Source organism: Shimia sp. R9_2, assembly GCF_017743735.1.
GTDB lineage: Bacteria > Pseudomonadota > Alphaproteobacteria > Rhodobacterales > Rhodobacteraceae > Shimia.
The window spans coordinates 574,189-599,046 of the sequence record NZ_JAGHRO010000001.1 but is presented as its reverse complement, the minus strand read 5'-3'; the positions used below and the strand labels follow the sequence as shown (position 1 = coordinate 599,046).

The following is a 24,858-nucleotide window of genomic DNA, read 5'->3' as shown; positions in this document are numbered from 1 at the left end:
GACGTCGCTCACTGCGAGATTATCTGAAACGCCTGCTCCCACGAGCAGGCGTTTTGCTTTGGGCTGCCCGCACGGCTTTACGCCAAGTCAAATTTGACAGTCCCGGCACAAGCAAACAGACTGTGCGGCCAAAGGGAGAGCACATCATGAAAGACGCATTGTCGGTATTGATCCGTATGGGCAGCCTGCACCGCCTGCTGCCGTTCTGGCTTGTTGGTCTGTGGTTGATCACGCAGAATCTTTCGTGGTGGATTCCCGTTGCACTGGTCTATGGCTATATCGCGCAGCTCTTTGTTGAATATGCCATGCACCGCTTCTTGCTGCACCGCGAACCGCCCACCGATCAGGGCGTGTTTAACGAGCTCTACCGCAGCCATATCGGTCATCATGAATTCCCGTCCGACCCGGAATATTTCACTGGCGGTGACCATTGGTATCCGGTGCGCTTCGGCCTCGTATCGATTGCCCTGCACACGCTTCTGCTCTGGCCGCTGTTCGGCTTGGGAACGGCCTTCACCTTCTCATATATCGCGCTTTTTGTGGGCTCGGTGACCGCCTTTGCCACCTATGAATACTGCCACACCCTGTCTCATCTGAATGTGAATAAAGGCAAATTCGGCCAGTATGTGACACGCAAACACCTCGCCCATCACTTTCAGGACCACCACGCCACCTTTCAGGTCAGCTTCGGCTTTGACTGGATTGACCGGCTGTTTGGCACCGCCCACGACAAAGAAGAAGCGCGGGCGCGCTATGATCGCAAAACCCTGCTCTCCATGGGGATGGACCCCGATGATCTGCGGCTGGTGACAGCGCGCAAAGCCTTTGGCATCACCCAACGACCAGGCGCAAAGAAGGCCTCCTAGCGCCTGCGCTTGGCAGGCTTACGCCACAATGGAGAGTTTTGGTTTGCCCAGTTTGCGGCTTGCCGGCTTGACGCCTGCAGGAAACCGGTGGGCAAAACCAAGGCCTGCACGGATCAAACCTGGATCCATACGCCCGCGCGTAACAAAGGCGACAGCACTGCGTGCGCCTGATGCTTTGTCTCGCCGCATATGATGCAACATCGACATGATTTGCATCTCATCATCTGTCATATATTCGCGGGTTTCGATGCAAAGCGGATCGATCATCTCAGGCCCACCGTCTCTGCTATCAAAAAGAGCCAGAGCCACACGATTGAGCAAATGCGCGACGGGCAAACCAATCGCCTCCCCCCAACGCTCCACAGCAATATCCTGCCCCCGTGCCCAACCGCGCGGATCGCCCTCAGACAGCCCCAACATGATGTGACGCAATACAGGCAACAGGCCATATTCAAACTCGTCACACCCAATGGTGCGCAGCGCTTTTACCGAGTGCGCATTGACGACGTTTCGATCCATCTTACTCATGCCTGCTTCCTGCCATCGTTTACAGCAGAGACAATCGGCACCACATTTTGAGGCAAACCCGCGGGGTCAACCGGTGTGATTGGCATCGGAGACGCTGCGGCTGCAGGAAACCGCAAGCTGGCTTCCATTGCCTCACGCAATTCTGGCTTCAAACCGCTCCCAAAGCCCTGCGCAGTTTGATCTGCCGCCAACAATCCCAGAAATGCATGAACCATTGTGTTTCCTTTCAGCTCAACAATGAACCGCGCGCGATTGGTCATTTGAAACGACGACAAACCACGCACGTAGAATTGGTAACCAGAGCTATCGAAAGAGTATCTTGGCTAGGCACGCAATATCTGACAATTTTAATCAGAAAATGCAAGTCGTGACATCATTCACCCAAAAGCAAGACGCCGCACCCGAGAGCGCGGCGACTTACCATTCAAATCAGATAGTTAATAGACTACTGGACTTTGTCGTGCGTTGCGATCACGGCCGCCACACGCTTGCCGATCTCGCGACTGCCTTTCAGCGACGGATGGATCATGTCTCCGCTATGAAAACTACGGTCTCCATGCGGGACAAGATCCGCGAGAGAGACAAAATGGACCCCGCGGTCCAATGCGGCGAGCTTGGCGATACGCGCTTCAAGCGCCTCTCCATTGTCGCGACAGCTTTCAATCGGAGACCACACCCCTGGACTGCGTAAGTAACCAACCCATGCCACCTGCGCGCCTTTCTGGCGCAATTCTTGAACCAGCATAGGTATTGCACCACGCTTTCCATCCTCGCTGATAAGCTTGTTCAACTTGCGGGTACACTTCCCGCACCCACAGCCGAGCCAAAGATCGTTGCCACCACCATTAAGCACCACCCAATCCCACGTGCCGTTGCGATACTGGCTGGCGATTTTCATGCCCATGGCTCCCGAAACCGGCAATTTATAAAGCACACGCGCCCCGCTGACTGCGTTGCTTGCCACCGGTTCTCCAAGCGCGTTTTCCAAAGCATGTGACACAGACTTCTGCGTCAAGCTGTGCCATGCCATCATGCTGTCGCCCATCGCCAGGATACGTGCCCCTTTCTCTTGGGGCACCACAGCATTTTTGGCCACAACGTCCGCCGTGCTTGAGAGCACAGCTGTTTCCGAAGACTCTTCCGAAGATACATTGGGTATATCCTCAAGCGGAAGCGTTGACGCGCACCCCGCAACAAGGAACACCACCGCAAATCCGATGGCCAACAAAAGGGTATATGGGGCTCTTATCAAATGGTCTCTCATACGCACGCCTAATTCAGGCAAATTCGAATCGAACACGGCAAGCCCCCAAGCCGCATCAGTCCAGCTCAATCTCGCCCAATTTATGGTTAATTGCCACGATTGCTTCGTGAACAATGTGTTGCGACTCCCGCTATAGTCGCAAGTCTCAAGGGGCAAAACGCGCCAAAAGCGCGTTCTTCAACGCTTATCCTACGCAAAATCTGGTTTCCAAAAGCCTTATTTTCCGATATGGGCCGGTCATCTGAAAGCTTGCGCTCTGATCCCGGCGCTCGAAGCAAGATAAGGGGGATCGGCGGCGATGGGGCCGCTATTTCAAACGGGAGACCCGGGATACGCTCGGGAGGGCTCCCAGCTAGGATACGATGATGTTCGAAGTAACAAAGAAATCCATGCAGTGGGGCGAAGAGACGCTCACACTGGAAACGGGCAAAGTGGCCCGTCAGGCCGATGGCACCGTGATCGCCACTCTGGGCGAAACCTCCGTTATGGCCAACGTGACCTTTGCAAAAGCACCAAAGCCCGGTCAGGACTTTTTCCCGCTGACCGTACACTACCAAGAGAAATACTACGCCGCCGGTAAAGTACCGGGTGGCTTCTTCAAGCGCGAAGCGCGCCCGACTGAAAAAGAAACCCTGACCGCGCGTCTGATCGACCGTCCGATCCGTCCGCTGTTTGTTGATGGCTTCAAAAACGAAGTTCTGGTGATGTGCACCGTGCTGTCCCACGATCTGGTCAACGACCCAGACATCGTGGCAATGATCGCAGCCTCTGCCGCCCTGACCATCTCTGGCGCACCATTCATGGGCCCAATCGCGGGCGCACGTGTGGGCTTTGAAGACGGCGAATACGTTCTGAACCCAACCGTTGACGACATGCAGGATCTGCGCTCTAACCCGGACCAGCGTCTGGATCTGGTAGTGGCCGGCACCAAAGACGCCGTCATGATGGTTGAATCTGAGGCCTATGAGCTGACCGAAGCAGAGATGCTGGGCGCCGTGACCTTCGCACATGAGCAGATCCAGCCGGTGATCGACCTGATCATCGATCTGGCCGAAGAAGCTGCCAAAGAGCCGTTTGACTTCCAGCCACCAGAATACACCGAGCTGTTTGACGCGGTGAAAGCGGCTGGCGAAGAGCAGATGCGCGCAGCCTTCGCTCTGCGTGACAAGCAGGAGCGCACCACTGCTGTGGCCGCGGCCCGCGACGCGATCAAAGAAGCTCTGACGGAAGAGCAACTGGAAGACGCGAACCTCGGCTCCGCGCTGAAAAAGCTCGAAGCAGGCATCCTGCGTGGCGACGTTGTGAAAACCGGCACCCGTATTGATGGCCGCAAAACCGACGAAGTCCGCGACATCGTCTGTGAAACCGGCATGCTGCCACGGACCCACGGCTCCGCTCTGTTCACCCGTGGTGAAACACAGGGCCTCGTGGTGACCACTCTGGGCACCGGCGACGACGAGCAGATCATCGACGCGCTGCACGGCAACTTCCGCTCCAACTTCCTGCTGCACTACAACTTCCCGCCCTACTCTGTGGGTGAAGTTGGCCGCGTGGGCTCCCCGGGCCGTCGTGAAATCGGTCACGGCAAACTGGCATGGCGCGCGCTGCAGGCGGTTCTGCCAGCGGCAACCGACTTCCCATACACTGTGCGCGTGGTCTCCGAGATCACCGAATCCAACGGCTCTTCTTCCATGGCGTCTGTTTGCGGTGGCTCCCTATCCATGATGGACGCAGGTGTGCCCCTAAAATCCGCCGTTGCCGGTGTGGCCATGGGCCTCATCCTGGAAGACAGTGGTGACTACGCGATCCTGACCGACATCCTGGGTGACGAAGATCACCTCGGCGACATGGACTTCAAAGTGGCGGGTACCGAAAACGGCATCACCTCGCTGCAGATGGACATCAAAGTCGCAGGCATCACACCTGAGATCATGGAAAAAGCGCTGGCACAGGCCAAAGAAGGCCGTATGCACATCCTGGGTGAGATGAACAAATCTCTCTCCGGCGCATCCGAGTTTTCCGTCCACGCTCCGCGCATCGAGACCATGAACATCCCAACCGACAAGATCCGCGAGGTGATCGGCTCCGGTGGTAAAGTGATCCGCGAGATCGTCGAAGTCTCCGGCGCGAAAGTCGACATCAACGACGAAGGCGTGATCAAGATTGCGTCCCCGAATGGCGACTCCATTCAGAAGGCCTATGACATGATCCACGCGATCGTGGCAGAGCCAGAAGAAGGCGCGGTTTACACTGGTAAAGTTGTGAAAATCGTCGACTTCGGTGCCTTCGTGAACTTCTTTGGCAAGCGCGACGGTCTGGTGCACGTGTCTCAGATCGAGAACCGCCGTCTGAACCACCCGTCCGACGTTCTGAAAGAAGGCCAGGAAGTGAAAGTCAAACTGCTTGGCTTTGACGACCGCGGCAAGGTGCGCCTGTCCATGAAAGTTGTGGATCAGGAAACCGGCGAAGAGATCGTTCCTGAGAAAAAAGAAAAGTCTGACGACTAAGTCTTGAATATAAGACACCAGAGAGCCCCGGCCATTGGTCGGGCTCTCTTGCTTACCAGCTTTGGCAACAGTGTGGGACAAAACATGCCACAGCAACAAGATGAAACTCCACTCGCACGACTGGTGACTTGGGTCATCAATTTGGAAGCGGACGCTGAGAGGCTTCGAGTAACAGGCAGTCTCTTGCAGGACGCGGACCTCTCTTGGTCTCGTTTTCCTGCGGTCGACGGTCGGGCGAACGATCTGAAAACCCATCACCTGAATAATATTGCGCGACAAACCCACTTGTTTGGACGTGAGTTGAGCAGTGGCGAAATTGGGTGTTTCCTCAGCCACTTACATGCACTCGAAAAATTTATCGCCGGCTCCGAAGAATACCTTCTCATTCTGGAAGACGACGCCGATGTTCCGAAGTCATTGGCACAAAACGTATCTGAAATAATAAAGTGGCACGAAGCAAATCCCAAACACCGTTTGGATTGTGTCAATCTTTGCAATGCATATCGCAAACGAAACAAACCACTCGCTGCGCTGTCAGGACGCCAGCTATTGCGTTCCTGGTATTTTCCTGTTCTCACAACCGCTTGCCTCTGGACAAAAGAAGGCGCACGCGCGTTTGTCAACCATGTATATCACGGTGGTATTGATGGCCCACTGGACGATCGAATGCGCGCTTGGTTCGCCGAGACAGGTGGCGGCATGCACCTAGACCCAGTCCTTGTGCCTCCGCGTCAGATTCAAAGCTCAATAGACGCAATGGGATCCCGATCGACAAGCACCTTGCCGCGTTCAAAGCAATTTCTGCGGCGAAAACTCCCTGTCTATGGGTGGGTTTTTCTGAACAAGTTCAAAACCCTTCATCGTTCTTCATAACAAACTAGTCAGTTGATCAACTTCGGAAGGCAGAAAATGAATTGACCGCCTCCAAGAACAGAGGCGGTCATACTTTTTTTCATGGCAAGAACGCTTTATGCTGCTTCCCAGACCTCATCATTATCGCCGCCTTCAAACAGGATCGCTTCCTCAGAAGCCTTCTCAACAGCTTCAGCGACTTGGAAACCTGACAGCCCATCCACCAGGCGGTCAACCGCCATATCAAGGCTGGATGTTGCTGCGGATGCCTCCTCAGAGCGCGCCGCGTTGGCCTGCGTCTCAGAGCCAATTGTCTGCATACTGTCGCGGATCTGAGCAACCGATTGCGCTTGCTTGTCAGAGATCTCGGAAATTTCAGCAATGTTTGTGCGCACTTCGCTTACGTCGCCCAAAATCGTCTCTAGCGCACTACCCACTTCGCGCACCAAAGACACACCACTGGCCACATGACCATTGCTCTGGCTGATCAGAGTATTGATATTCTGAGCGGCCTCAGCGGAGCGATGTGCCAATTCACGAACTTCGGAGGCTACAATCGCAAACCCGGCACCAGCTTCGCCCGCACGAGCTGCTTCAACGCCAGCATTCAGCGCGAGCAAGTTAGTCTGGAAGGCAATGTCTTCGATCAAAGCTACTACAGTATCGATTTGGCTGGAGCTGGCTTCAATCTCATCCATTGTGGTGACGGCTTTGCGCACAACTTCTGTGCCTTCCTGCGTCAGGCGCGTGGTGTTGTCAAAGCGTTGTTGGGTATCAACAGCCTTGTCCACTGCGCCTTTCATGGCCTCGGCGATCTGTTCAACTGCACCGGTAACATGCTGCAACTCACCCGCTTGCTTCTCGGTGCTATGCGCCACATTGGAGGACACCTCACGCAGTTCGCGACTGTCGATCTCGATCTGGCTCGAAATCGACAGAACAGAACTCACGATACCGCTGAGTGAAGCCACAGAAGCATTAAAGCTCTTACGCAGGTCTTCATAGCTATCCTCAAAGGGTTCACGGATATAGGCGTCAAGGTTCCCCTCAGAAATCATGGTCAACTTGCCGTGCAGTGTATCCACGACCTCTGTTTGAATCTGCTCTTTTGCCTCTATACTCGCCTTTTCAACATTCAGCGTATCCATCAGATCCTGCTGTGCCTGCTGCTCTTTGGCCAGTTCCTGAAGCTGCTTGCGGTAATTGTTCACAGAAACCACCAGAATGGCGGTTTCCGCCACAACGATCACCGCATGGATTACCGTACGCTGCACATTGCCCATCAAATCCACCGAAGGATAGACCAGCGCCGGAAAGAGAAACGTCAACGCAAGGTGATGCACGGCAATCACCCCGGCCGCCACCAGAATTGCCACCGGGCACACCAGCACCGTGGTGATCGCCAGCATCGCAAAGAACATCATGTGAATATCAAGCTGCCAGGCATGCCCGGCCATGGCCGCAAGCAGCACCATGATCTGACCAGAGCTCGCCACCGCAACGCTCAGGCGTGCCGCCATATTGCCGTTTAGCCGCATGGCATAAAGCGCCAGCCCCACCAAAACCGCAGACGATCCGCCCATCGCAACGATGTTGCCACCACGCAGAACTGCAACCCCCACAGCGAGAGCGGCCAGAGACGCAGTCAGGATCGCCATGACTTTCACGCCGGTTTGCTGCGAATGAATTAGTTTTGGATTCTCAATCATGCTTGTTCTCCACACAGCCAAGACAGCGCCCTGCCGTCCAAAATGGCCCATGCTCCATTTTCTTTCAGTCTGTCTTCAAAGTTCGCGCTATCTGACATTCCCATCACAGCCATCGGGGCGCGGGAAACGCCCACCAGCCAGCCATCGGAGGCTTTCACAATGGCTTCCAGATCCGCTCCCGGACCTGCCACAACCACCACTGGTCCCCCCTCTGTCAACGGCGCACTGACCACTGCCAGAACAGGGGTCACTGCCAGACAGAACACCGTAGCGAGAATCGCTGGCAGGTATTGGAGAGGCTGTGTCATGCGCCCATCTGCGCGGAAATGTATTTCCAGCAGCTTAATTGTCCCGCAGCAGGCGGCGCACAAACGCTTAAGAATTTAGCGTATTGAATAACCTTTGCTCTGTGTAGAGATCAATCTACACAGGTCATACACACAAAAAGCACCGCCAAAACATGACAGTGCTTCTTTTTCTATCAGTGCTGATTTTCATAAATCAGACATAAGAACAATGACTTAGATCGTGAGCCCGCCGCTATTAACCCGGCAGCTTGGTTGTACGCAGATACGGGAAGTGTGTTGTGAACTCACCATATTTTGCCGTTGCGTCCTCATCGCTCACAGCAACAGGAATCACAACGTCACCCCCCGGCGTCCAGTTCGCCGGCGTCGCAACATTCTCCTTCGCAGCGGTTTGCAGCGCCTCAAGCGCCCGCAGAATCTCTGCAAAATTGCGCCCCACGTTCATCGGGTAGGTCATCGACAGTTTCAGTTGTTTGTCAGGGCCGATTATGAACACCGACCGCACGGTGGCGCTGTCCGCAGGGGTGCGTCCGTCCGGCAGATAGGCCTCCGCTGGAAGCATGTCAAAAGCCTTGGACACCGCCAGTCCATCATCTGCGATGATCGGGAAGCCCGCATCTGCACCAGCGTAGGACTCGATGTCCTTCTTCCAGCCTTTGTGATCTTCCACACCGTCAACAGAAACGCCCATCACCTTCGTGCCACGCTTTGCCCATTCACCGGCAAGCTGGGCAACCGCACCAAACTCGGTGGTGCAGACAGGTGTAAAGTCTTTAGGGTGGGAGAACAGGATCGCCCAGCTGTCCCCAATCCAATCATGGAAAGTGATCGTGCCCTGATCCGTTTCGGCGGTAAAGTTTGGCACAACATCATTAATTCTCAGGCCCATTGGTCTCTCCCTGGTCATGGGGCTCTAAACGCATCTCGCCATCCTGCCCAAAATGAGCCCCGCTGGGTGTGGCGGCGTTGAAATTCATCTAAATCAAATGTTCAGATCGCGCGCAGAGTACATCCACCTCCTTGGAACGTCACCCCTGTAGACGGGTGTTTATTTCGCAGAGCAAATAAAGAAGACCCGGCGTCGCATTCGATACCCGCGGACTTGCGCCGAGTATGTACCGCAGGCAGAGTGCGTCCAAGATTGCGAGGGAGTGCACCATGATCGACAAACGCAAATTTTATATCAATGGCCAATGGGTTGAACCCGTAGAAGCCAATGATCTCCATGTTATTGACCCAGCCACAGAAGAACACTGCGCCGTGATTTCCATTGGCGATCAGGCCGACACCGACGCTGCCGTGGCCGCCGCACGCGCCGCCTTCCCCGCCTGGGCAGACACACCGCTGGAAGAACGCGTTGCACTGGTCAAGAAACTGCGCGAGATCTACGTCGCCCGCCGCGCCGATATGGCAGAGGCCATGCGCGCAGAAATGGGCGCGCCGCTTGATCTGGCCAGCAACAACCAGTGGGGCGCCGGGGTCTGGCACCTTGACGGCTTCCTTGAGGCGCTTGAGAGCTTTGAGTTTGAATATGCCATGGGCGAAGACCGCATGCGCAAAGAGCCCATAGGCGTCTGCGGCATGATCACCCCTTGGAACTGGCCAATGAATCAGGTTTTCCTGAAGGCCATCCCCGCGCTTCTGGTGGGCTGCACCATGGTGCTCAAGCCCTCCGAAATCGCGCCGCTCTCCTCGATTGTCTTTGCCGAGATGATGGACGAAGCGGGCTTCCCTGCGGGTGTGTTCAACATGGTCAACGGCGATGGCGTTGGCGTCGGCAGCCAGCTGTCTGCCCATCCCGATGTGGATATGATCAGCTTCACCGGCTCCACCCGCGCAGGCATCGCCATTTCCAAAGCCGCCGCCGACACCCTCAAACGCGTCAGCCTCGAACTGGGCGGCAAGGGTGCGAATGTGATCTTTGCCGACGCGGATGAAAAGGCCGTGAAACGCGGTGTGATCCATTGCATGCAGAACTCCGGCCAATCCTGCAACGCCCCCACCCGCATGATGGTGGAAAGCAGCTTCTACGCCGCCGCCGTGGATCAGGCCAAAGCCGCCGCCGAGGCCGTGCAGGTGGGCCCCACCACCGAAGCAGGCCGCCACATCGGCCCGGTGGTCTCCGAGCTGCAGTTCAACAAAATCCAGAGCCTGATTGAAACCGGCATCAAAGAGGGCGCCACCCTTGTCGCCGGTGGTCTGGGCCGCCCGGAAAGGGTGAACAAAGGCTACTATGTGCGCCCCACGGTCTTTGCCGATGTCACCCCAGAGATGACCATCTACCGCGAAGAAATCTTCGGCCCGGTGCTGGCGATGTCATCTTTTGACAGCGAAGCGCAGGCGGTTCAGATGGCCAATGACACGGTCTATGGCCTCACCAACTACATCCAGACGCAGGATGACGACAAGCGCCTGCGCGTGGCCCGCCAGCTGCGCTCCGGCATGGTGGAAACCAACGGCGTGGGCCGCGTTAATGGCTCTCCCTTCGGCGGCTACGGCCAATCCGGCAATGGCCGCGAAGGCGGCGGCTGGGGTCTGGAGGAATTCTGCGAAACCAAGGCGATCTCCGGCGTGCCAATGGGCTGACCGGAAGGCTTAAACAAAACAAAAGGCCGCAGCACACCGCTGCGGCCTTTTCTATTGAGGCTGTCTTTATGCCGCGGGCTTGCGCGAGCGGTTGCGCCGCCGACGCGGACGGCCGCCACCCGGCTTGTCATTGCCATTGGCCGCGCTTTTGGGCTGACCGCCAGCAGGTTTGTTGGCACCACCGCCGGGCCGTCCACCGCCGGGTTTGCCGCTACCGCGCTTGCGCCCGCCGCCACCAGAACGAGGCCCGGTGCCATATTCTTTCTTCATCTCGCGAAGCTCATCGGTCGGGCGGTCAAACTTGCGCCCGATCAGCTTTTCGATGTCCTTCAGGTAATCGCGCTCATCCAGCGCACAGAAAGAAATCGCGCGCCCATCGCGACCCGCCCGCGCGGTGCGGCCAATCCGGTGCACATAGCTTTCGGCCACATTGGGCAGATCAAAGTTGATCACCAAAGAGATCACCGGAATATCAATCCCGCGCGCCGCCACATCTGTCGCCACCAGCACGGTGATCTCACCATCGCGAAACGCCTTGATCGCGCGATCCCGCTGCCCCTGGCTCTTGTTGCCGTGGATCGAAGCCGCATTGAACCCGTCAGAGACAAGCTGCTTCATCATCCGCTCCGCACCATGTTTGGTACGCGAAAAAATCAGCGTGCTCTCGCCCATGTTCTCCGACAGGATCTCCCGCAGGCGCACACGTTTTTCGCCCTTTTCCAGATACTCCATGCTCTGCGTGATCTTATCCGCGGTCTTGCCCGGAGACGCGATTTCCACCCGCTTGGGCTTGATCAGATAGCTCTGGCTCAGCTCTTCCATCTGCTTGGGCATGGTGGCTGAAAACAGCATGGTCTGGCGCGGCGTGCCCAGATGCGGCGCAATTTTGCGCAGCGCATGGATAAAGCCCATGTCCAACATCTGATCGGCCTCATCGAGCACCAGATTGGCGACAGTGGACAGGTTGATTTCCTTACGGTCCAGCAGATCAATCAACCGTCCCGGCGTTGCCACCAGAATATCGGTGCCACGCGACAGCATCGCGATCTGGCGGTTGATCGACTGTCCCCCCACCACGGTCATCACCTTGATCGGGGTGCCCTGCACTAACGGGCGCAGGTTGTCGGCGATCTGATTGACCAGCTCGCGCGTCGGGGCCAGCACCAGCGCCTTCACCGACCGGGGCAAAGGCTTGCCCGGCTGTTCCAGCAGGCGGTCCATCATCGGCAGACCAAAGGCCAGCGATTTCCCGGTGCCTGTCTGCGCAAGGCCCAGAATATCATGTCCTTCAAGCGCCAGCGGTATGGCCTTGGCCTGAATCGGGGTTGGGGCGTCAAAGCCGTGCTTTTTCAACCCTTTCAAAAGAGTGGAAGACAGGCCCAGTTCTTCAAATTGCGCCACGATATATCCTTTCAACCGCGCGCATCACGCACGGCAAACGGCGGCCTCTTTCACAGAGACCGCCCAGAGGTTTGACAGCACCGCCATTGCACAGACCCATTCCGTGCCAACCCGGCCTATCCGTCAGAACCCTGCGTGATGGGAACGAAAGCGTCGTTGATGCGCCAGTCAGCCCTCTTGGGGCCCGGCGCGGCCTGCTCACGCGGCTGCGCAACGACGCGCTTCACATATAGGTTCGGCGTCATTTGTCAACCTTGGCACATAAATCACAAAGGACCGGCGCATTTCGCGCCGACCCTCATGTTACTCATTCTGCAAATATCATCGGGTTGCCACATCTGTGATGCGGCAGGGGCAACGCCCCGCATTCACCCTTTGCCTTTCCACGGCACCAGATATTTCTCGCCCCAGCGCATAAGCATATCGATCCCAAATCCGATGATCCCAATCAAGATGATACCCATCAGAACAATATCCGTGTCCTGGAACTTCGACGCCGCCACGATCATCTTACCGACGCCCTTCTCAGCGGCCACCAGTTCAGCGGCCACAACAGTCCCCCAGCAAACCCCCATCGCTACGCGCGCGGCGGTGAATATCTCGGGCAAAGAGTTAGGAATGATTACGTGGCGCAGGATTTGGCGTTTGTTGGCACCCAGAGAGTAGGCCGCATGCACTTTTGAAATCTTCACGCCAGACACACCGGAACGCGCCCCGATCGCCATGATCCAAAGTGCCGCGAGGAACAGCAGGATGATCTTACCCTGCTCACCGATCCCGGCCCAAATGATCACCAGCGGGATCAAAGCCAACGGCGGCACAGGGCGCATGAATTCCACAATCGGGTCAAACCAACCACGGAACCAGTTCGAAAGGCCCATGGCGTAACCCAGCGGAATACCCACCGCCGCGCCCAGCGCGAAGCCAACGATCACACGGAACAGCGAATAGCTCAGGTGCTCTGCCAACGTGACATTCTGATAGCCATCACGGCTCACGGAAATCAGGCGCTGCCAGACGCTTTCTGGTGCAGGCAACCAGATCGATTCCATCTGCATGCCTTTGGCCGGTTCAAAGTTCAGCGTACCCTTATCGGTCAGTGCCACACGGCCAAAGCCAACATCGACATCCGCGTCACGGCTGATCGGCGCACCATCTACGGCAACAATCTTGGCGCCATCTTTGCGGGTCACCTCATCATTGGCATCCCATCGCAACAGTTTGCTGCGATACGCCTGCACTACCAAAGCATCATCTTTGGCCAAACCTTCGCCTAGCGCGACTTCTGGTGCTGCTGGCACTTGCCCAGCCTCATGCACAATGACGCTGACTGTCGCATCATCCGTCGTGCCATCCTCGGCCTCAAGCGTGTAGGTGAAGCTTGCCTCGCCAACAAAGGGGCCTGGGGCATGCAGGAAACCTGGCAGCCAGTTTGAGCCGGTAAACGACCCCCAGATCACAAAAATCAAGACCACCGAAATCACGGAAGCCGCTTTGTTGGAAATCACCGCACTTTCGTCGCCAAAAGTCACAGTTTTCAGTGAGGTATAATCCTGCAGCGAAGAAAGACGCTGCTTGATCTGCGTATAGACAAACAGAGCAAACAGGATCAACCCAACGTAGAGTGCCAGATACGGCAGAGCGCCAAGGACCGACAAAAACAGGGTCGCCAGTTCGCCCCCAAGATCAGCAAATATCTGCCCCATCTTATGCGCCTCCCTCTGCACGGCCCATAATCTCTTCTTCCATGTTCCAGATCATGTTGAGGATCTCTTCGCGCGTCGGCGCGTAATCAGGGTGCTTCTTCACCTCACGCAAATCCGCTCCCACGCCGAGATCTGCAAAGGGCAGCCGGTATTCTTTGTGAATGCGCCCAGGGCGTGGTGCCATTACCAACAAACGCTCGCCCAGCAAGAGTGCTTCTTCCACTGAGTGGGTGATCAAAATGATCGTCTTCCCGGTTTCTTTCCATAGTTTGAGCACAAGACTTTGCATCTTTTCCCGTGTGAGGGCGTCCAAGGCCCCCAGGGGCTCGTCCATCAGGATCACATCCGGGTCATTCGCAAGACAGCGGGCCAACGCCACACGCTGTTGCATGCCGCCTGACAGCTCATACACCATCTTTTCTTTAAAATCCTGCAGACCAACCACATCCAAAAGGTGATCCACGATCTCAGCGCTTTCCGTCTTTGGCATGCCTTTCATATCAGGGCCAAAGCTCACATTGTCCCGCACGCTCATCCATTCAAAAAGCGCGCCTTGTTGGAACACCATCCCGCGTTCTGCATCCGGGCCTGTGACCTGATGCCCATTCATCACGATCTGTCCCTCGGTAGGTGCCAAGAACCCGGCCACAATATTCAGCAACGTGGTTTTACCGCAGCCCGAAGGCCCCAGCACGCTCAGCAATTCGCCCTGCTTGAGATCAAGGCTCACGTCCTTGAGCGCTTGCACATGCCCGCCATCGGGCAAATCAAAGCGCATGGACAGGTTTTCGATCGATAATCCGGTCATGGTTCCCAACTGCTTGTTCGCCCATTTTTCTGGGCACTGGCGGTTGTCCCGCCCTATCTTCTGGCTGTGAAACAAAGGCCCGCCAGGAACGAGGCGGGCCTTCAAGATTTGAAATTACAGGCCTTTGGCCGCTTCCAGAGGACCGGTATTCACGGTGCCCTCATAGCTGTCAAGCGCGCTCGGGATAGAGCCTGCACCAACAAAGACGCCTGCGACGCCTTTCATGAAGTTTTGCGCTGTTCCGCCGAACCAAGCATCACCCAGCTGTTCTTCCACAGTAGGGAATTTGAACGTCGCGAGTGTCGCGGCTGTGGCTTCTTCATCCATGCCCGCGTCCTTGGCAATCACCGGCAACATTTTGGCCTGATTGGCTTCATCTGCCCACATTGCATTGGCGTCGGCGGTCACTTTCAGGAACTTCGCGAGCATCTCGCTTTCTTCCGCGATGAAAGATGCTGGTGCGGTGGTGGCGTCAAACACCAGAATACCCAGCTCTTCTTTCTCTGCACCAGTCAGCAGAACGTTGCCGTGCTCTTTCATGCGGCGTAGCGCGCCGCCCCAACCACAGGCCATATCCAGTGAACCCTGCGCCAGTGCAGCCGCGCCTTCTGCCGGTGCCATGTCGACAACTTCCATGCCGCCCACGTCTACGCCGAAGTGATTCATCTGGCTCAGGAAGCCGTAGTGCGCTGCAGTGCCCAGCGGCACAGCCACTTTCTTCCCAGCCAGCTCAGCGGCACTGTCTTTGTCGATTTCTAGACCAGACGCCACAACGCAGTTGTCATTGTCTGAATAAGACACAGCCACATCCACAATCTGGATGTCCTGACCCGCAGACGCCGCAACAACAAATGGTGGCACACCTTGGCTGACGGAGATTTGCACGTCGCCGGACGCCATCGCAGCGCTCATTGCGGTGCCTGTATCGAAGCTGACCCAGTTGATCTCGGTGCCCAGCGCTTCTTCATAGGTGCCCATTTGCTTGGCGTATTGGAAAGGCATCGGCCATTCGAGGAAGTAGGCCACTGTGATCTCTGCGCTCGCAGCCTGCGCGCCCATCATCATAGCGGTAGCAGCGGTGGCACCCATCAGCGTCTTTTTCAAGCTCATCGTATTTTCTCCCGTTGTCGTTATGGCGCGGTTGTACTCGAGATCTTCGGGCGTTTGGCCTCTTTTTTGATCATCGGCAATCTGCGTCCTCCTTGATCCGACCGGAATTTAGGCCACCGATCAATGTTTTTTTGGGGAATTACCTGCCTCTGGTACACGGCTTTCACCCCTCAAAATTATTTGACCAATTGGTAGAAAACCATATAAAATAGGTATTTGACGCCCAAGCATGGGATTTCAGAACGGCAAAATTCGATTATCTGGCCTTATATAGATAAATCTTTTGGCCCTATAAACATGCTTGAAAAAGTCGCGAGGATGTCGTGCAAACTTACATGAACTGCCCAAATAGGGCGCACACAACACCCCTGATTGCACTACTTCAAGGAGGCTTAAGCCATGGACGGCACTCTGAAAGAAAACGATATCAGCCACGTCGTCAAAGCCGACAAAGCCCATGTCTGGCATCATCTGGTTCAGCACAAACCTTTTGAAACCAATGATCCGCGCATCATTATCGAAGGCAAAGGCATGCGCGTCTGGGACCAAAACGGTAAAGAGTACATTGACGCTGTGTCCGGCGCAGTCTGGACGGTCAATGTTGGCTATGGCCGTGAGCGCATCGCCAATGCTGTCCATGAAAACCTTATGAAAATGTGCTACTTCGCCAATGCCGCGGGCAACGTGCCAGGTGCGCTTTATGCGGAAAAGCTGATTGAGAAGATGCCTGGAATGAGCCGCGTCTACTATTGCAACTCTGGCTCTGAGGCGAACGAGAAAGCCTTCAAAATGATCCGCCAGATCGCGCACAAGAAATACGGCGGCAAGAAACACAAGATTCTCTACCGCGATCGCGATTACCACGGCTCCACGCTCGCTGCGATGTCCGCCGGCGGACAGGACGAGCGCAACGCCCAGTATGGCCCCTTCGCCCCGGGATTCGTCCGCGTGCCACACTGCATGGAGTATCGCAAAGATGAGCTGGGCCTCGGCCACCTCTCCGGTCGCGAATTCGGCATCGCTGCGGCAAACCAAATCGAAGAGGTGATCCTGCGCGAAGGCCCAGACACTGTTGGTGCACTCTGTCTGGAACCTGTGACGGCAGGTGGTGGCGTGATTACTCCACCGGAAGGCTACTGGGAGCGCGTGCAGGAGATCTGCAAACAGTATGACATTCTTCTGCACATCGACGAAGTGGTCTGCGGAATCGGTCGCACGGGCACCCATTGGTTCGGCTATCAGCATTACGGCGTGAAACCTGACTTCGTGACCATGGCCAAGGGTGTCGCCTCTGGTTACGCCGCCATCTCCTGCCTAGTAACCACTGAAGAAGTTTTTGAGCACTTCAAATCCGATCCATCGGACAAGCTCGACCACTTCCGTGATATCTCAACCTTCGGCGGCTGCACCGCTGGCCCGGCGGCAGCGTTGGAAAATATGGCCATCATCGAGGAGGAAGGCCTTCTTGAAAACTGCACAGCCATGGGGGAGCGCATGATGGGCAACCTCAAAGCGTTGATGGAGAAGCACGAGATCATCGGAGATGTGCGCGGCAAAGGCTTGTTCCTCGGCTGCGAGCTGGTGAAGGAGCGCGAAAGCAAGGAACCGGTGGACGAAGCCGACATCGCAGCAGTGGTTGCTGACTGTGGCGCCCAAGGGGTGATCATCGGCGCAGCCAACCGCTCTGTTCCAGGCCGCAACAACGTGATTGCTTTCTCCCCAGCACTCATCGCTACAGCTGCCGATATCGACGCGATCACCAATGCGGTCGATAACGCACTGACAAAGGTCTTCGGCTAAACGCCACCACTTGTCCCAAAGGCGAGACACTCCCCTCGCCTTACTGCGCCGCCCAACCCCAAAAGGGGAGGGCGGCGATTGTGGCTTCAGCGCATGATGTCGATGACCGCAACCCACCCCAACATCAAAAAGGAACGTCCCATGTGGCCCGCTCCCGTCACACTCAAAGGCATCCACGCCAGCCTTGTGCCGCTCTCTCCTGATCATGCGGCCGATTTGGCCGATGCATCTGCCGATGGCGATCTACACAACCTGTGGTACACAACCATCCCTGCCCCCGAGGGCGTTCCGGCCGAAATCACCCGTCGCTTGGCACAACCCAATATGACGCCCTTCGCGATTCTTGATACCGCAGAATGCGCCATCGGCATGACCACCTATATGAACACCGACCCCGCCAACCGCCGCGTCGAAATCGGATCCACATGGTACCGTAAATCCGCCCAACGCTCGCCAATCAACACCGAGTGCAAACTCTTGATGTTGCGCCATGCGTTTGACGATTTATCTTGTATCGCTGTGGAGTTCCGCACCCACTTCATGAACCACCAATCGCGCAACGCGATAGAGCGGCTAGGCGCAAAACTCGACGGTGTACTGCGGAATCACTCACTCATGGCGAATGGTACCCTGCGCGACACGGCGGTCTATTCGATTTGCCAACACGAATGGCCTGCAGTCCGCGCAAATCTGGAACATAAACTAAGCCAAAACCGCTGATTTCATCAGCATCCAGCAGAAATGGAAAAAGTCCAGTTTGCAACCTAGATAGGTCCAGTATAGCGTCCCTGCATGGCAATCTCGGTTGAAACCTTTTTTCTCTCACCCGGCTTTCAGGGCACGCTTCAGGCACAGATCCAGCAGCTGATCGCCGAAGGCATCCTATCGGGCCGCTTCCGTCGTGGAGAAAAGCTTCCCTCTTCCCGCAAACTCGCGAGCCATCTGGGTGTGAGCCGTATCACGGTAACGCTCGCCTACACCGAACTTCTCGCCAACGACTACCTCTCTTCACGTGGGCGCTCGGGATACTATGTCTCTGAAAACGCGCCTGTTCCGCCAAGCTTCTCGCCTCCAAAAAGGAGCGAGGATCGTATCGACTGGACCCGCGCCTTAGGGCGCCGCTACACTGGCGGTGACACCCCGGACAAACCGAAAGATTGGGCCAAATACCGCTACCCGTTTGTTTATGGTCAAACCGATCCAAGTCTCTTTGACCATGCCAACTGGCGCCTTTGCGCACTCCAGGCTTTGGGCCAAAAAGACTTCACCGCGCTCACGTCAGACTACTACGATCAAGACGATCCCGAACTGGTCGAATTCATCGCCCGCAATACACTCCCCCGTCGTGGTATTTTCGCGCGCCCTGAAGAAATCCTCATCACTCTTGGCGCTCAAAACGCCCTGTGGATCGCCGCGCAAATCCTGCTGACCCAGCGCCGCATGGCCGCGATTGAAAACCCCTGCTACCACGCTTTGCGCGACATTCTAAATCAGTCCCGCTGCCATGTGGCCCCGATCAATGTCGACAAAGACGGGCTGGATCCAAGCCTGATCCCGGCTGAGGCGGATGTGATTTTCACCACACCCAGCCACCAATGCCCAACCACCGCCACTATGCCGATGCCCCGCCGCCACGCTCTTTTAGAGCGCGCTCGCGAGATCGATGCGCTGGTGGTGGAGGACGACTATGAGTTCGAAATGTCTTTTTTAGATGCCCCCTCTCCTGCCCTGAAATCGCTGGATACAGAAGGACGGGTGATATATGTCGGCAGTTTCTCTAAATCACTCTTCCCCGGCTTGCGTCTTGGCTATCTTGTGGGCAGCGAAGCCTTCATTCGAGAGGCTCGCGCCCTGCGCGCCTCTGTGCTACGCCACCCCCCAGGCCACATTCAGCGAACGGCCGCTTACTTTCTTTCTCTTGGGCATTACGATGCTTTGATCCGCCGCATTCGCGAAGCTCTAAAGGCCCGTCGCGCAGTGATGCAGGAGGCGATCACGCAATCTGGCTTGGATGTTGCGGGTCAAGGCGCCTTCGGAGGCTCTAGTTTCTGGATGCAGGCTAAAAGGCATATCGATGCAGGAGTTTTCGCCCAAAAGATGCAAAATGACGGCGTTTTGATCGAGCCCGGCGCCTCCTTTTTCTCAGGCGCGGACATCCCGCGGAATTTTTATCGCCTAGGATACTCTTCCATTCCGTCCGAGCGCATCCCTGAAGGCGTGGCCCGCATTGCCAAGGCTCTGAACGCCCTCTAATCTGGCGCTATCCCGCGCACATGTCTGGCCCTAACGCCGACACGCACCAAACCGTAGTTTCTTTCCAAAACGATCGCCCAAAACCTCCGTTCCGGGCGCAATAGGAGTTTGCTTCATGAAAATGACAACCGAAGAAGCCTTTGTAAAAGTGCTTCAAAAACACGGCATCGAACACGCCTTCGGGATCATCGGCTCCGCCATGATGCCGATCTCCGATCTGTTCCCTAATGCAGGGATCATGTTCTGGGACTGCGCGCATGAAGGCTCCGCGGGGATGATGAGCGATGGCTACACCCGCGCCACCGGCAAAATGTCCATGATGATCGCGCAGAACGGCCCAGGCATCACCAACTTTGTGACCGCCGTGAAAACCGCCTACTGGAACCACACCCCACTGCTGTTGGTGACCCCGCAAGCCGCAAACAAGACCATCGGTCAGGGTGGTTTCCAGGAAGTGGAGCAGATGGCTCTCTTTAAAGACATGGTTGCCTATCAGGAAGAAGTGCGTGACCCCTCCCGTGTGGCCGAAGTGCTTACCCGTGTGATCAGCCAAGCCAAGCGCCTCTGTGGCCCCGCGCAGCTCAACATCCCACGCGACTTCTGGACTCAAGTGATCGACATCGACATCCCTGATCCAATCGAATTCGAAGCTTCTTCTGGCGGAACCTCCTCTGTGGCGGACGCCGCAGCATTGCTTTCATCGGCAAAGAACCCTGTGATCCTGAACGGCGCGGGTGTGGTGCTGTCTGATGGCGGCATCACGGCCTCCATGAAGCTCGCTGAAAAACTCGACGCCCCAGTTTGCGTTGGCTACCAGCACAACGACGCTTTCCCCGGCTCCCACCCGCTTTTTGCAGGCCCGCTGGGCTACAACGGCTCCAAAGCGGCCATGGAGTTGATCAAAGACGCCGACGTTGTTCTGGCGCTCGGCACACGTCTAAACCCCTTCTCCACCCTGCCCGGCTACGGCATGGAATACTGGCCAGCCGACGCCAAAATCATTCAGGTGGACATCAACCCCAATCGCATCGGCCTCACCAAGAAGGTCACAGTGGGCATCGTTGGGGACGCCGCCAAAGTCGCCACCGGCATTCTGGAGCAATTGGCAGACACAGCAGGTGACGACGGCCGCGACGCGCGCAAGAGCCACATCTCCAAGACCAAATCCGCATGGGCCCAACAACTCTCTTCCATGGACCACGAAGATGACGATCCGGGCACCACATGGAACGAACGCGCCCGCGCAGACAAACCCGACTGGATGAGCCCCCGCATGGCTTGGCGCGCGATCCAATCTGCATTGCCTCGCGAAGCGATCATCAGTTCCGACATCGGCAACAACTGCGCCATCGGCAATGCCTATCCAGACTTTGATCAGGGCCGCAAATACCTCGCGCCGGGCCTCTTTGGCCCCTGCGGTTACGGCCTGCCCGCCATCGTTGGCGCAAAAATCGGTCAGCCAGATGTACCTGTTGTGGGCTTTGCCGGCGACGGAGCTTTCGGCATCGCCGTGAACGAACTCACAGCCATCGGCCGTGGCGAATGGCCTCCGGTCACCCAGATCGTTTTCCGCAACTACCAGTGGGGCGCAGAAAAGCGGAACTCCACGCTGTGGTTTGACGACAACTTTGTTGGCACGGAGCTCGACACACAGGTGTCCTACGCGGGCATCGCCCAAGCCTGCGGCCTGCAAGGTGTCGTAGCCCGCACCATGGACGAGCTGACCGCTGCGCTGAACAAAGCCATCGACGATCAGATGAACCATGGCAAAACCACGCTGATTGAAGCCATGATCAACCAAGAACTGGGCGAGCCCTTCCGCCGCGACGCAATGAAAAAGCCAGTTTCTGTGGCGGGCATCGACCCAGCGGACATGGTTCCGCAGAAAGCGAGCTGATCATATGGCACGGCCCGGCATCACAAGCCCCGTTCTGGTGCTCAACGCCGGGTCATCCTCTATCAAATTTGCCGTCTTTGATGGTGAGTTGAATGAGCGCATCACGGGCATCGCCGAGGGGATCGGCGGTGCCTCTTCTTTGACCATCGCCGGGAAATCCCGCGATCTGCCTTTCATCGACCATCGCGCCGCATTGCAAGCGGTCTTGGAAGCTTTGAAGGCACAAGGGGTCGCCGTGACCGACCTATGCGCGGCTGCCCACCGGGTCGTGCATGGTGGGCGCAAACTCACCGCCCCGGTCAAGATCAATGCCGAAGTGCGCGCCGAAATCGCATCCTGCACGCCGCTTGCTCCGCTGCACAATCCGCACAATCTCGCCGCCGTGGACACGCTGGCCGAAATCGCGCCTGAGCTGCCGCAATACGCCAGCTTTGACACGTCCTTTCATGCCACCAACCCCGATGCTGCGACCCGCTACGCCATCCCGCGTATGATGGAGACCAAAGGCATCCGGCGCTATGGCTTCCATGGCCTCAGCTATGCCTCTTTGGTGCAAAACTTGCCGCAGATTTCCGGCGAAAAACTCCCCTCACGTTTGCTGGCCTTCCACCTTGGAAACGGGGCTTCGCTCTGCGCCATCAAAAACGGTCAATCCATTGCCACGACGATGGGCTACTCCCCGCTTGACGGCCTCACTATGGGCACACGCTCTGGCGGGATCGATGCCAACGCCGTGTTGCGGCTGGTGGAGGAAAACGGGCTCGAGCGCACCAAAGCGATCCTCAATCATGAAAGCGGCCTGCTGGGGCTTTCAGGTGGCAAATCCGACATGCGCAACCTGATGGTGGACCCTTCTGCCGACAGCGCCTTTGCCATCGAACATTTCTGCTATTGGTCCGTGCGCCATGCCGGGTCTCTGATTGCCGCGATGGAAGGGCTCGACGCAATCGCCTTCACCGGTGGCATTGGTGAAAATGCCGTCGGCGTGCGCGCCCGTATCCTGCGCTCGCTGGAATGGGCTGGCGCGCGTATGAACCCGGATGCCAATCACGCCCGCAAGGCCCGCCTGCACGCAGAAACCTCCAAAGTCGCGATCTGGGTGATCCCTGCGCAGGAAGAGCGCATGATAGCGATGGATGCGACCTCCCTGATGGAGGCCGCATGATCTCTGCTCAGCCAAGCGCGAGCGACACCGCCGTCGCATCTACGATGTCTTGCACCGTTGCGCCTCGACTGAGGTCACAGACCGGCTTGCGGAATCCTTGGAGAATGGGCCCAAGCGCCTGCGCGCCCGCCAATTCCTGCGCCAGCTTATATGCAATATTGCCCGCATCCAGCGACGGGAAGACCAGCACATTGGCATCCCCCGCGCCCAGTCCTTTCATCTCCGCCACCCGCGGATTGAGCGCGGCATCCCCTTGCACCGGGCCAACAAAACCCGTCGCTTCTGCCGCCTCGCGGACCTTATCCACACTTGGCCCCGCGCCAGACGCGCCTGTGGAAAACGACAAAAGCGCCACACGCGCCGTGCCCAACAGCGCCGTTCCGCTGCGCTCAGATGCACGTGCAATCGCCGCCAAAGCTTCGGCGTCCGGGTCCACATTTAGCCCGCAATCAGCAAAGATCACTTCGCGCCCATCCGGAAAGCGCATCAGGAAAAACGAGCTCGCCACCGACACGCCTTCAGCAAGGCCAATTCCAATGCTGGCAGCCTCAATGACCTTCTTGGTGGAAGCCACGGCACCTGCCACCATCGCATCTGCCTCGCCCACCGCCACCATGGAAGCGGCGCGGTACAATGGTCGGCTGAGCATCCGGCGCGCCACCGCCTCTTTCAAACCTCGAGCCTCTACAAGCGCGGCAACATACGCTTCCGTATTGTCACCCAGCGTCACAGGTTCACAAATCCCGTCAGCCCGCAGCCGCTCTGCCGCCTGCGCAATCCGGTCGTCTTCCATTTCGGGCATCACAACCCGTGCTTCGCGCGCCTTCGCGCGGCTGATGGCGGTCTCAAGTGCTGACATAATTTCTCCCCATATTCGCGACTAAGGAGCCACCCGTGACAGAGAACGTCAAGATCAACCGCGGCCTAAAAGGCATTTACTTCGAGCGCTCCGGCGTCAGTCACATTGATGGTGCCAAAGGCGAACTCTCCTATCGCGGCTACTCGATCCACGACCTCGCCACGCAATCCACCTTTGAAGAAGTGTGCTATTTGCTGATCCACGGCGAATTGCCAACAGAGGCTGAGCTTGCCGATTTTGACGCTACGCTGAAAGCCGCCCGCGAGCTGCCCGATCAGGTCTATGACATCATCCGCGCCACCAAAGACGGCCACCCGATGGACGTGCTACGCACCGCCGTGTCTGCCCTCGCAGCCCTTGAAGGCGACAGCCAAAATGTCGGCCCCGAGGCCTTCCTCGCCAATGGTCTGCGCCTCACCTCACAGGTGCCGATGATCATCGCCGCACATGAAAACATCCGCAACGGCCGCGATCCCGTGCCTGCGGACAAAACCCTGTCCCACGCCGCCAACTGGCTCTGGATGCTGAAAGGCGAGAAACCCTCGGAAGACGCCGCCAAACTGGCCGACGTTGATTTCATCCTGCACGCCGAGCATGGCGCCAACGCCTCTTCTTTTGCGGCCCGTGTCACCATCGGCACCGACACCAATCTGCACGGCGGCATTGTAACCGCGCTGTCCACTCTTGCTGGCCCCGCCCACGGCGGCGCGGCAGAAGACGTGATGAAGATGGTGCAGGAAATTGGCACACCCGACAACGCCGCGGCCTACGTCAAAGCAAAACGCAAGAACCGCGAGGCAGTCACCGGCTTTGGCCACCGAGTTTACCGCGCCGAAGACCCCCGCGCCCGCCACATGCGCGACGGGGTGAAAAAGCTCGGCGAAGAGATGGGCGCGCCAGAATGGTACGAAATCCTGCAAGGTGTTGTGGAGGCAATGAAGCCCTACGCACGCCACGGTCTCAACGTGAATGTCGATTTCTACTCCGGCGTGATCTACCAGCTGCACGGCATCCCCATGGATCTCTACGTGCCAATCTTCGCCATCGGGCGCATGCCAGGTTGGATCATCCAGTGCATGGACCAGCAAGAGAGCAACATCCTGATCCGCCCGCTTACGCTTTACAACGGCCCAGAGATGCGCCCCTACACGCCCATGAGTGCGCGATAAATTTCGCACCCACCCTCTTGCGCGGGAAATTTTTCCCGCCAAGGATAGACTGCCCGGAATACTCTGACCG

General features: G+C 57.1%; 20 protein-coding genes. 10 read left to right on the top strand and 10 right to left on the bottom strand.

The genetic code is table 11. The annotated features are described in order from the left end of the window. Nucleotides 1-146: 146 nt before the first annotated feature. Nucleotides 147-866, top strand: coding sequence for a sterol desaturase family protein (locus J7400_RS02765; RefSeq protein ID WP_209058762.1), 720 nt, complete (start codon nucleotides 147-149; stop codon nucleotides 864-866). 18 nt (nucleotides 867-884) lie between these two features. On the opposite strand, the gene J7400_RS02760 is transcribed toward J7400_RS02765, so the two are convergent. Both J7400_RS02760 and J7400_RS02755 read right to left on the bottom strand, forming a co-directional pair. Further along, nucleotides 885-1,394 carry a hypothetical protein gene (locus J7400_RS02760; protein WP_247738572.1) on the bottom strand — a complete coding sequence of 170 codons (510 nt, stop codon included), beginning with the start codon at nucleotides 1,392-1,394 and terminating at the stop codon, nucleotides 885-887. A 445-nt stretch (nucleotides 1,395-1,839) separates the two neighbouring features. Continuing rightward, nucleotides 1,840-2,772, bottom strand: coding sequence for an SGNH/GDSL hydrolase family protein (locus tag J7400_RS02755; RefSeq protein ID WP_348540101.1), 933 nt, complete (start codon nucleotides 2,770-2,772; stop codon nucleotides 1,840-1,842). Between the two features lie 251 nt (nucleotides 2,773-3,023). Between J7400_RS02755 and pnp the strand changes: the two genes are divergently transcribed. Both pnp and J7400_RS02745 read left to right on the top strand, forming a co-directional pair. Continuing rightward, entirely contained in the window at nucleotides 3,024-5,165 is a 2,142-nt protein-coding gene (pnp, locus tag J7400_RS02750) for a polyribonucleotide nucleotidyltransferase (RefSeq protein WP_209058760.1), read from the top strand. 84 nt (nucleotides 5,166-5,249) lie between these two features. After that, nucleotides 5,250-6,038, top strand: a complete 789-nt coding sequence (locus J7400_RS02745; RefSeq protein WP_209058758.1) for a glycosyltransferase family 25 protein — start codon at nucleotides 5,250-5,252, stop codon at nucleotides 6,036-6,038. A 95-nt stretch (nucleotides 6,039-6,133) separates the two neighbouring features. On the opposite strand, the gene J7400_RS02740 is transcribed toward J7400_RS02745, so the two are convergent. The 3 genes from J7400_RS02740 to J7400_RS02730 form a co-directional block, all read right to left on the bottom strand. Beyond that, nucleotides 6,134-7,726, bottom strand: a complete 1,593-nt coding sequence (locus J7400_RS02740) for a methyl-accepting chemotaxis protein (RefSeq protein ID WP_209058756.1) — start codon at nucleotides 7,724-7,726, stop codon at nucleotides 6,134-6,136. Beyond that, nucleotides 7,723-8,034, bottom strand: coding sequence for a hypothetical protein (locus tag J7400_RS02735; protein WP_209058753.1), 312 nt, complete (start codon nucleotides 8,032-8,034; stop codon nucleotides 7,723-7,725). The genes J7400_RS02740 and J7400_RS02735 overlap by 4 nt, the downstream gene beginning before the upstream one ends. A 235-nt stretch (nucleotides 8,035-8,269) precedes the next feature. Continuing rightward, nucleotides 8,270-8,923 carry a peroxiredoxin gene (locus J7400_RS02730; RefSeq protein ID WP_209058750.1) on the bottom strand — a complete coding sequence of 218 codons (654 nt, stop codon included), beginning with the start codon at nucleotides 8,921-8,923 and terminating at the stop codon, nucleotides 8,270-8,272. Between the two features lie 269 nt (nucleotides 8,924-9,192). Here J7400_RS02730 and J7400_RS02725 point away from each other — a divergent pair, with 269 nt between their 5' ends. Next, on the top strand, nucleotides 9,193-10,620 hold the full coding sequence (locus J7400_RS02725; RefSeq protein WP_209058746.1) for an aldehyde dehydrogenase family protein: 1,428 nt from the start codon (nucleotides 9,193-9,195) through the stop codon (nucleotides 10,618-10,620). A gap of 66 nt (nucleotides 10,621-10,686) precedes the next feature. Here the strand turns inward: J7400_RS02725 and J7400_RS02720 are convergent, their stop codons facing one another. From J7400_RS02720 to J7400_RS02705, 4 genes are all read right to left on the bottom strand, one after another. Then, entirely contained in the window at nucleotides 10,687-12,021 is a 1,335-nt protein-coding gene (locus tag J7400_RS02720; protein ID WP_209058742.1) for a DEAD/DEAH box helicase, read from the bottom strand. Nucleotides 12,022-12,389: 368 nt separating this feature from the next. Next, nucleotides 12,390-13,727, bottom strand: a complete 1,338-nt coding sequence (locus J7400_RS02715) for an ABC transporter permease (RefSeq protein WP_209058739.1) — start codon at nucleotides 13,725-13,727, stop codon at nucleotides 12,390-12,392. A gap of 1 nt (nucleotide 13,728) precedes the next feature. Beyond that, on the bottom strand, nucleotides 13,729-14,535 hold the full coding sequence (locus tag J7400_RS02710; protein ID WP_209058737.1) for an ABC transporter ATP-binding protein: 807 nt from the start codon (nucleotides 14,533-14,535) through the stop codon (nucleotides 13,729-13,731). Nucleotides 14,536-14,649: 114 nt separating this feature from the next. Continuing rightward, the gene (locus J7400_RS02705; protein WP_209058734.1) at nucleotides 14,650-15,645 is read right to left on the bottom strand and encodes an ABC transporter substrate-binding protein; all 996 of its coding nucleotides are present in this window, start codon (nucleotides 15,643-15,645) and stop codon (nucleotides 14,650-14,652) included. Between the two features lie 399 nt (nucleotides 15,646-16,044). On the opposite strand from J7400_RS02705, the gene J7400_RS02700 reads away from it, so the two are divergent. From J7400_RS02700 to J7400_RS02680, 5 genes are all read left to right on the top strand, one after another. After that, entirely contained in the window at nucleotides 16,045-17,445 is a 1,401-nt protein-coding gene (locus J7400_RS02700) for an aminotransferase class III-fold pyridoxal phosphate-dependent enzyme (protein ID WP_209058731.1), read from the top strand. A 141-nt stretch (nucleotides 17,446-17,586) separates the two neighbouring features. Continuing rightward, nucleotides 17,587-18,165, top strand: a complete 579-nt coding sequence (locus J7400_RS02695; RefSeq protein ID WP_209060235.1) for a GNAT family protein — start codon at nucleotides 17,587-17,589, stop codon at nucleotides 18,163-18,165. 72 nt (nucleotides 18,166-18,237) lie between these two features. Next, nucleotides 18,238-19,698: a PLP-dependent aminotransferase family protein gene (locus J7400_RS02690; protein WP_209058721.1), complete on the top strand. Its 1,461-nt coding sequence runs from the start codon at nucleotides 18,238-18,240 to the stop codon at nucleotides 19,696-19,698. Nucleotides 19,699-19,813: 115 nt separating this feature from the next. Continuing rightward, on the top strand, nucleotides 19,814-21,595 hold the full coding sequence (xsc, locus tag J7400_RS02685; protein ID WP_209058718.1) for a sulfoacetaldehyde acetyltransferase: 1,782 nt from the start codon (nucleotides 19,814-19,816) through the stop codon (nucleotides 21,593-21,595). Between the two features lie 4 nt (nucleotides 21,596-21,599). Continuing rightward, on the top strand, nucleotides 21,600-22,760 hold the full coding sequence (locus J7400_RS02680; RefSeq protein WP_209058716.1) for an acetate/propionate family kinase: 1,161 nt from the start codon (nucleotides 21,600-21,602) through the stop codon (nucleotides 22,758-22,760). Nucleotides 22,761-22,767: 7 nt separating this feature from the next. On the opposite strand, the gene J7400_RS02675 is transcribed toward J7400_RS02680, so the two are convergent. Then, entirely contained in the window at nucleotides 22,768-23,619 is an 852-nt protein-coding gene (locus J7400_RS02675; protein WP_209058706.1) for a phosphate acyltransferase, read from the bottom strand. Nucleotides 23,620-23,654: 35 nt separating this feature from the next. Between J7400_RS02675 and J7400_RS02670 the strand changes: the two genes are divergently transcribed. Beyond that, nucleotides 23,655-24,788: a citrate/2-methylcitrate synthase gene (locus tag J7400_RS02670; RefSeq protein ID WP_209058704.1), complete on the top strand. Its 1,134-nt coding sequence runs from the start codon at nucleotides 23,655-23,657 to the stop codon at nucleotides 24,786-24,788. Nucleotides 24,789-24,858: the final 70 nt, after the last annotated feature.

Coding starts and splice junctions, on each gene's coding strand:
- J7400_RS02765 (WP_209058762.1), top strand. CDS start 147: ATGAAAGACGCATTGTCGGTATTGATCCGTATGGGCAGCCTGCACCGC.
- J7400_RS02760 (WP_247738572.1), bottom strand. CDS start 1,394: ATGAGTAAGATGGATCGAAACGTCGTCAATGCGCACTCGGTAAAAGCG.
- pnp (WP_209058760.1), top strand. CDS start 3,024: ATGTTCGAAGTAACAAAGAAATCCATGCAGTGGGGCGAAGAGACGCTC.
- J7400_RS02745 (WP_209058758.1), top strand. CDS start 5,250: ATGCCACAGCAACAAGATGAAACTCCACTCGCACGACTGGTGACTTGG.
- J7400_RS02740 (WP_209058756.1), bottom strand. CDS start 7,726: ATGATTGAGAATCCAAAACTAATTCATTCGCAGCAAACCGGCGTGAAA.
- J7400_RS02735 (WP_209058753.1), bottom strand. CDS start 8,034: ATGACACAGCCTCTCCAATACCTGCCAGCGATTCTCGCTACGGTGTTC.
- J7400_RS02730 (WP_209058750.1), bottom strand. CDS start 8,923: ATGGGCCTGAGAATTAATGATGTTGTGCCAAACTTTACCGCCGAAACG.
- J7400_RS02725 (WP_209058746.1), top strand. CDS start 9,193: ATGATCGACAAACGCAAATTTTATATCAATGGCCAATGGGTTGAACCC.
- J7400_RS02715 (WP_209058739.1), bottom strand. CDS start 13,727: ATGGGGCAGATATTTGCTGATCTTGGGGGCGAACTGGCGACCCTGTTT.
- J7400_RS02710 (WP_209058737.1), bottom strand. CDS start 14,535: ATGACCGGATTATCGATCGAAAACCTGTCCATGCGCTTTGATTTGCCC.
- J7400_RS02705 (WP_209058734.1), bottom strand. CDS start 15,645: ATGAGCTTGAAAAAGACGCTGATGGGTGCCACCGCTGCTACCGCTATG.
- J7400_RS02700 (WP_209058731.1), top strand. CDS start 16,045: ATGGACGGCACTCTGAAAGAAAACGATATCAGCCACGTCGTCAAAGCC.
- J7400_RS02695 (WP_209060235.1), top strand. CDS start 17,587: ATGTGGCCCGCTCCCGTCACACTCAAAGGCATCCACGCCAGCCTTGTG.
- J7400_RS02690 (WP_209058721.1), top strand. CDS start 18,238: ATGGCAATCTCGGTTGAAACCTTTTTTCTCTCACCCGGCTTTCAGGGC.
- xsc (WP_209058718.1), top strand. CDS start 19,814: ATGAAAATGACAACCGAAGAAGCCTTTGTAAAAGTGCTTCAAAAACAC.
- J7400_RS02680 (WP_209058716.1), top strand. CDS start 21,600: ATGGCACGGCCCGGCATCACAAGCCCCGTTCTGGTGCTCAACGCCGGG.
- J7400_RS02675 (WP_209058706.1), bottom strand. CDS start 23,619: ATGTCAGCACTTGAGACCGCCATCAGCCGCGCGAAGGCGCGCGAAGCA.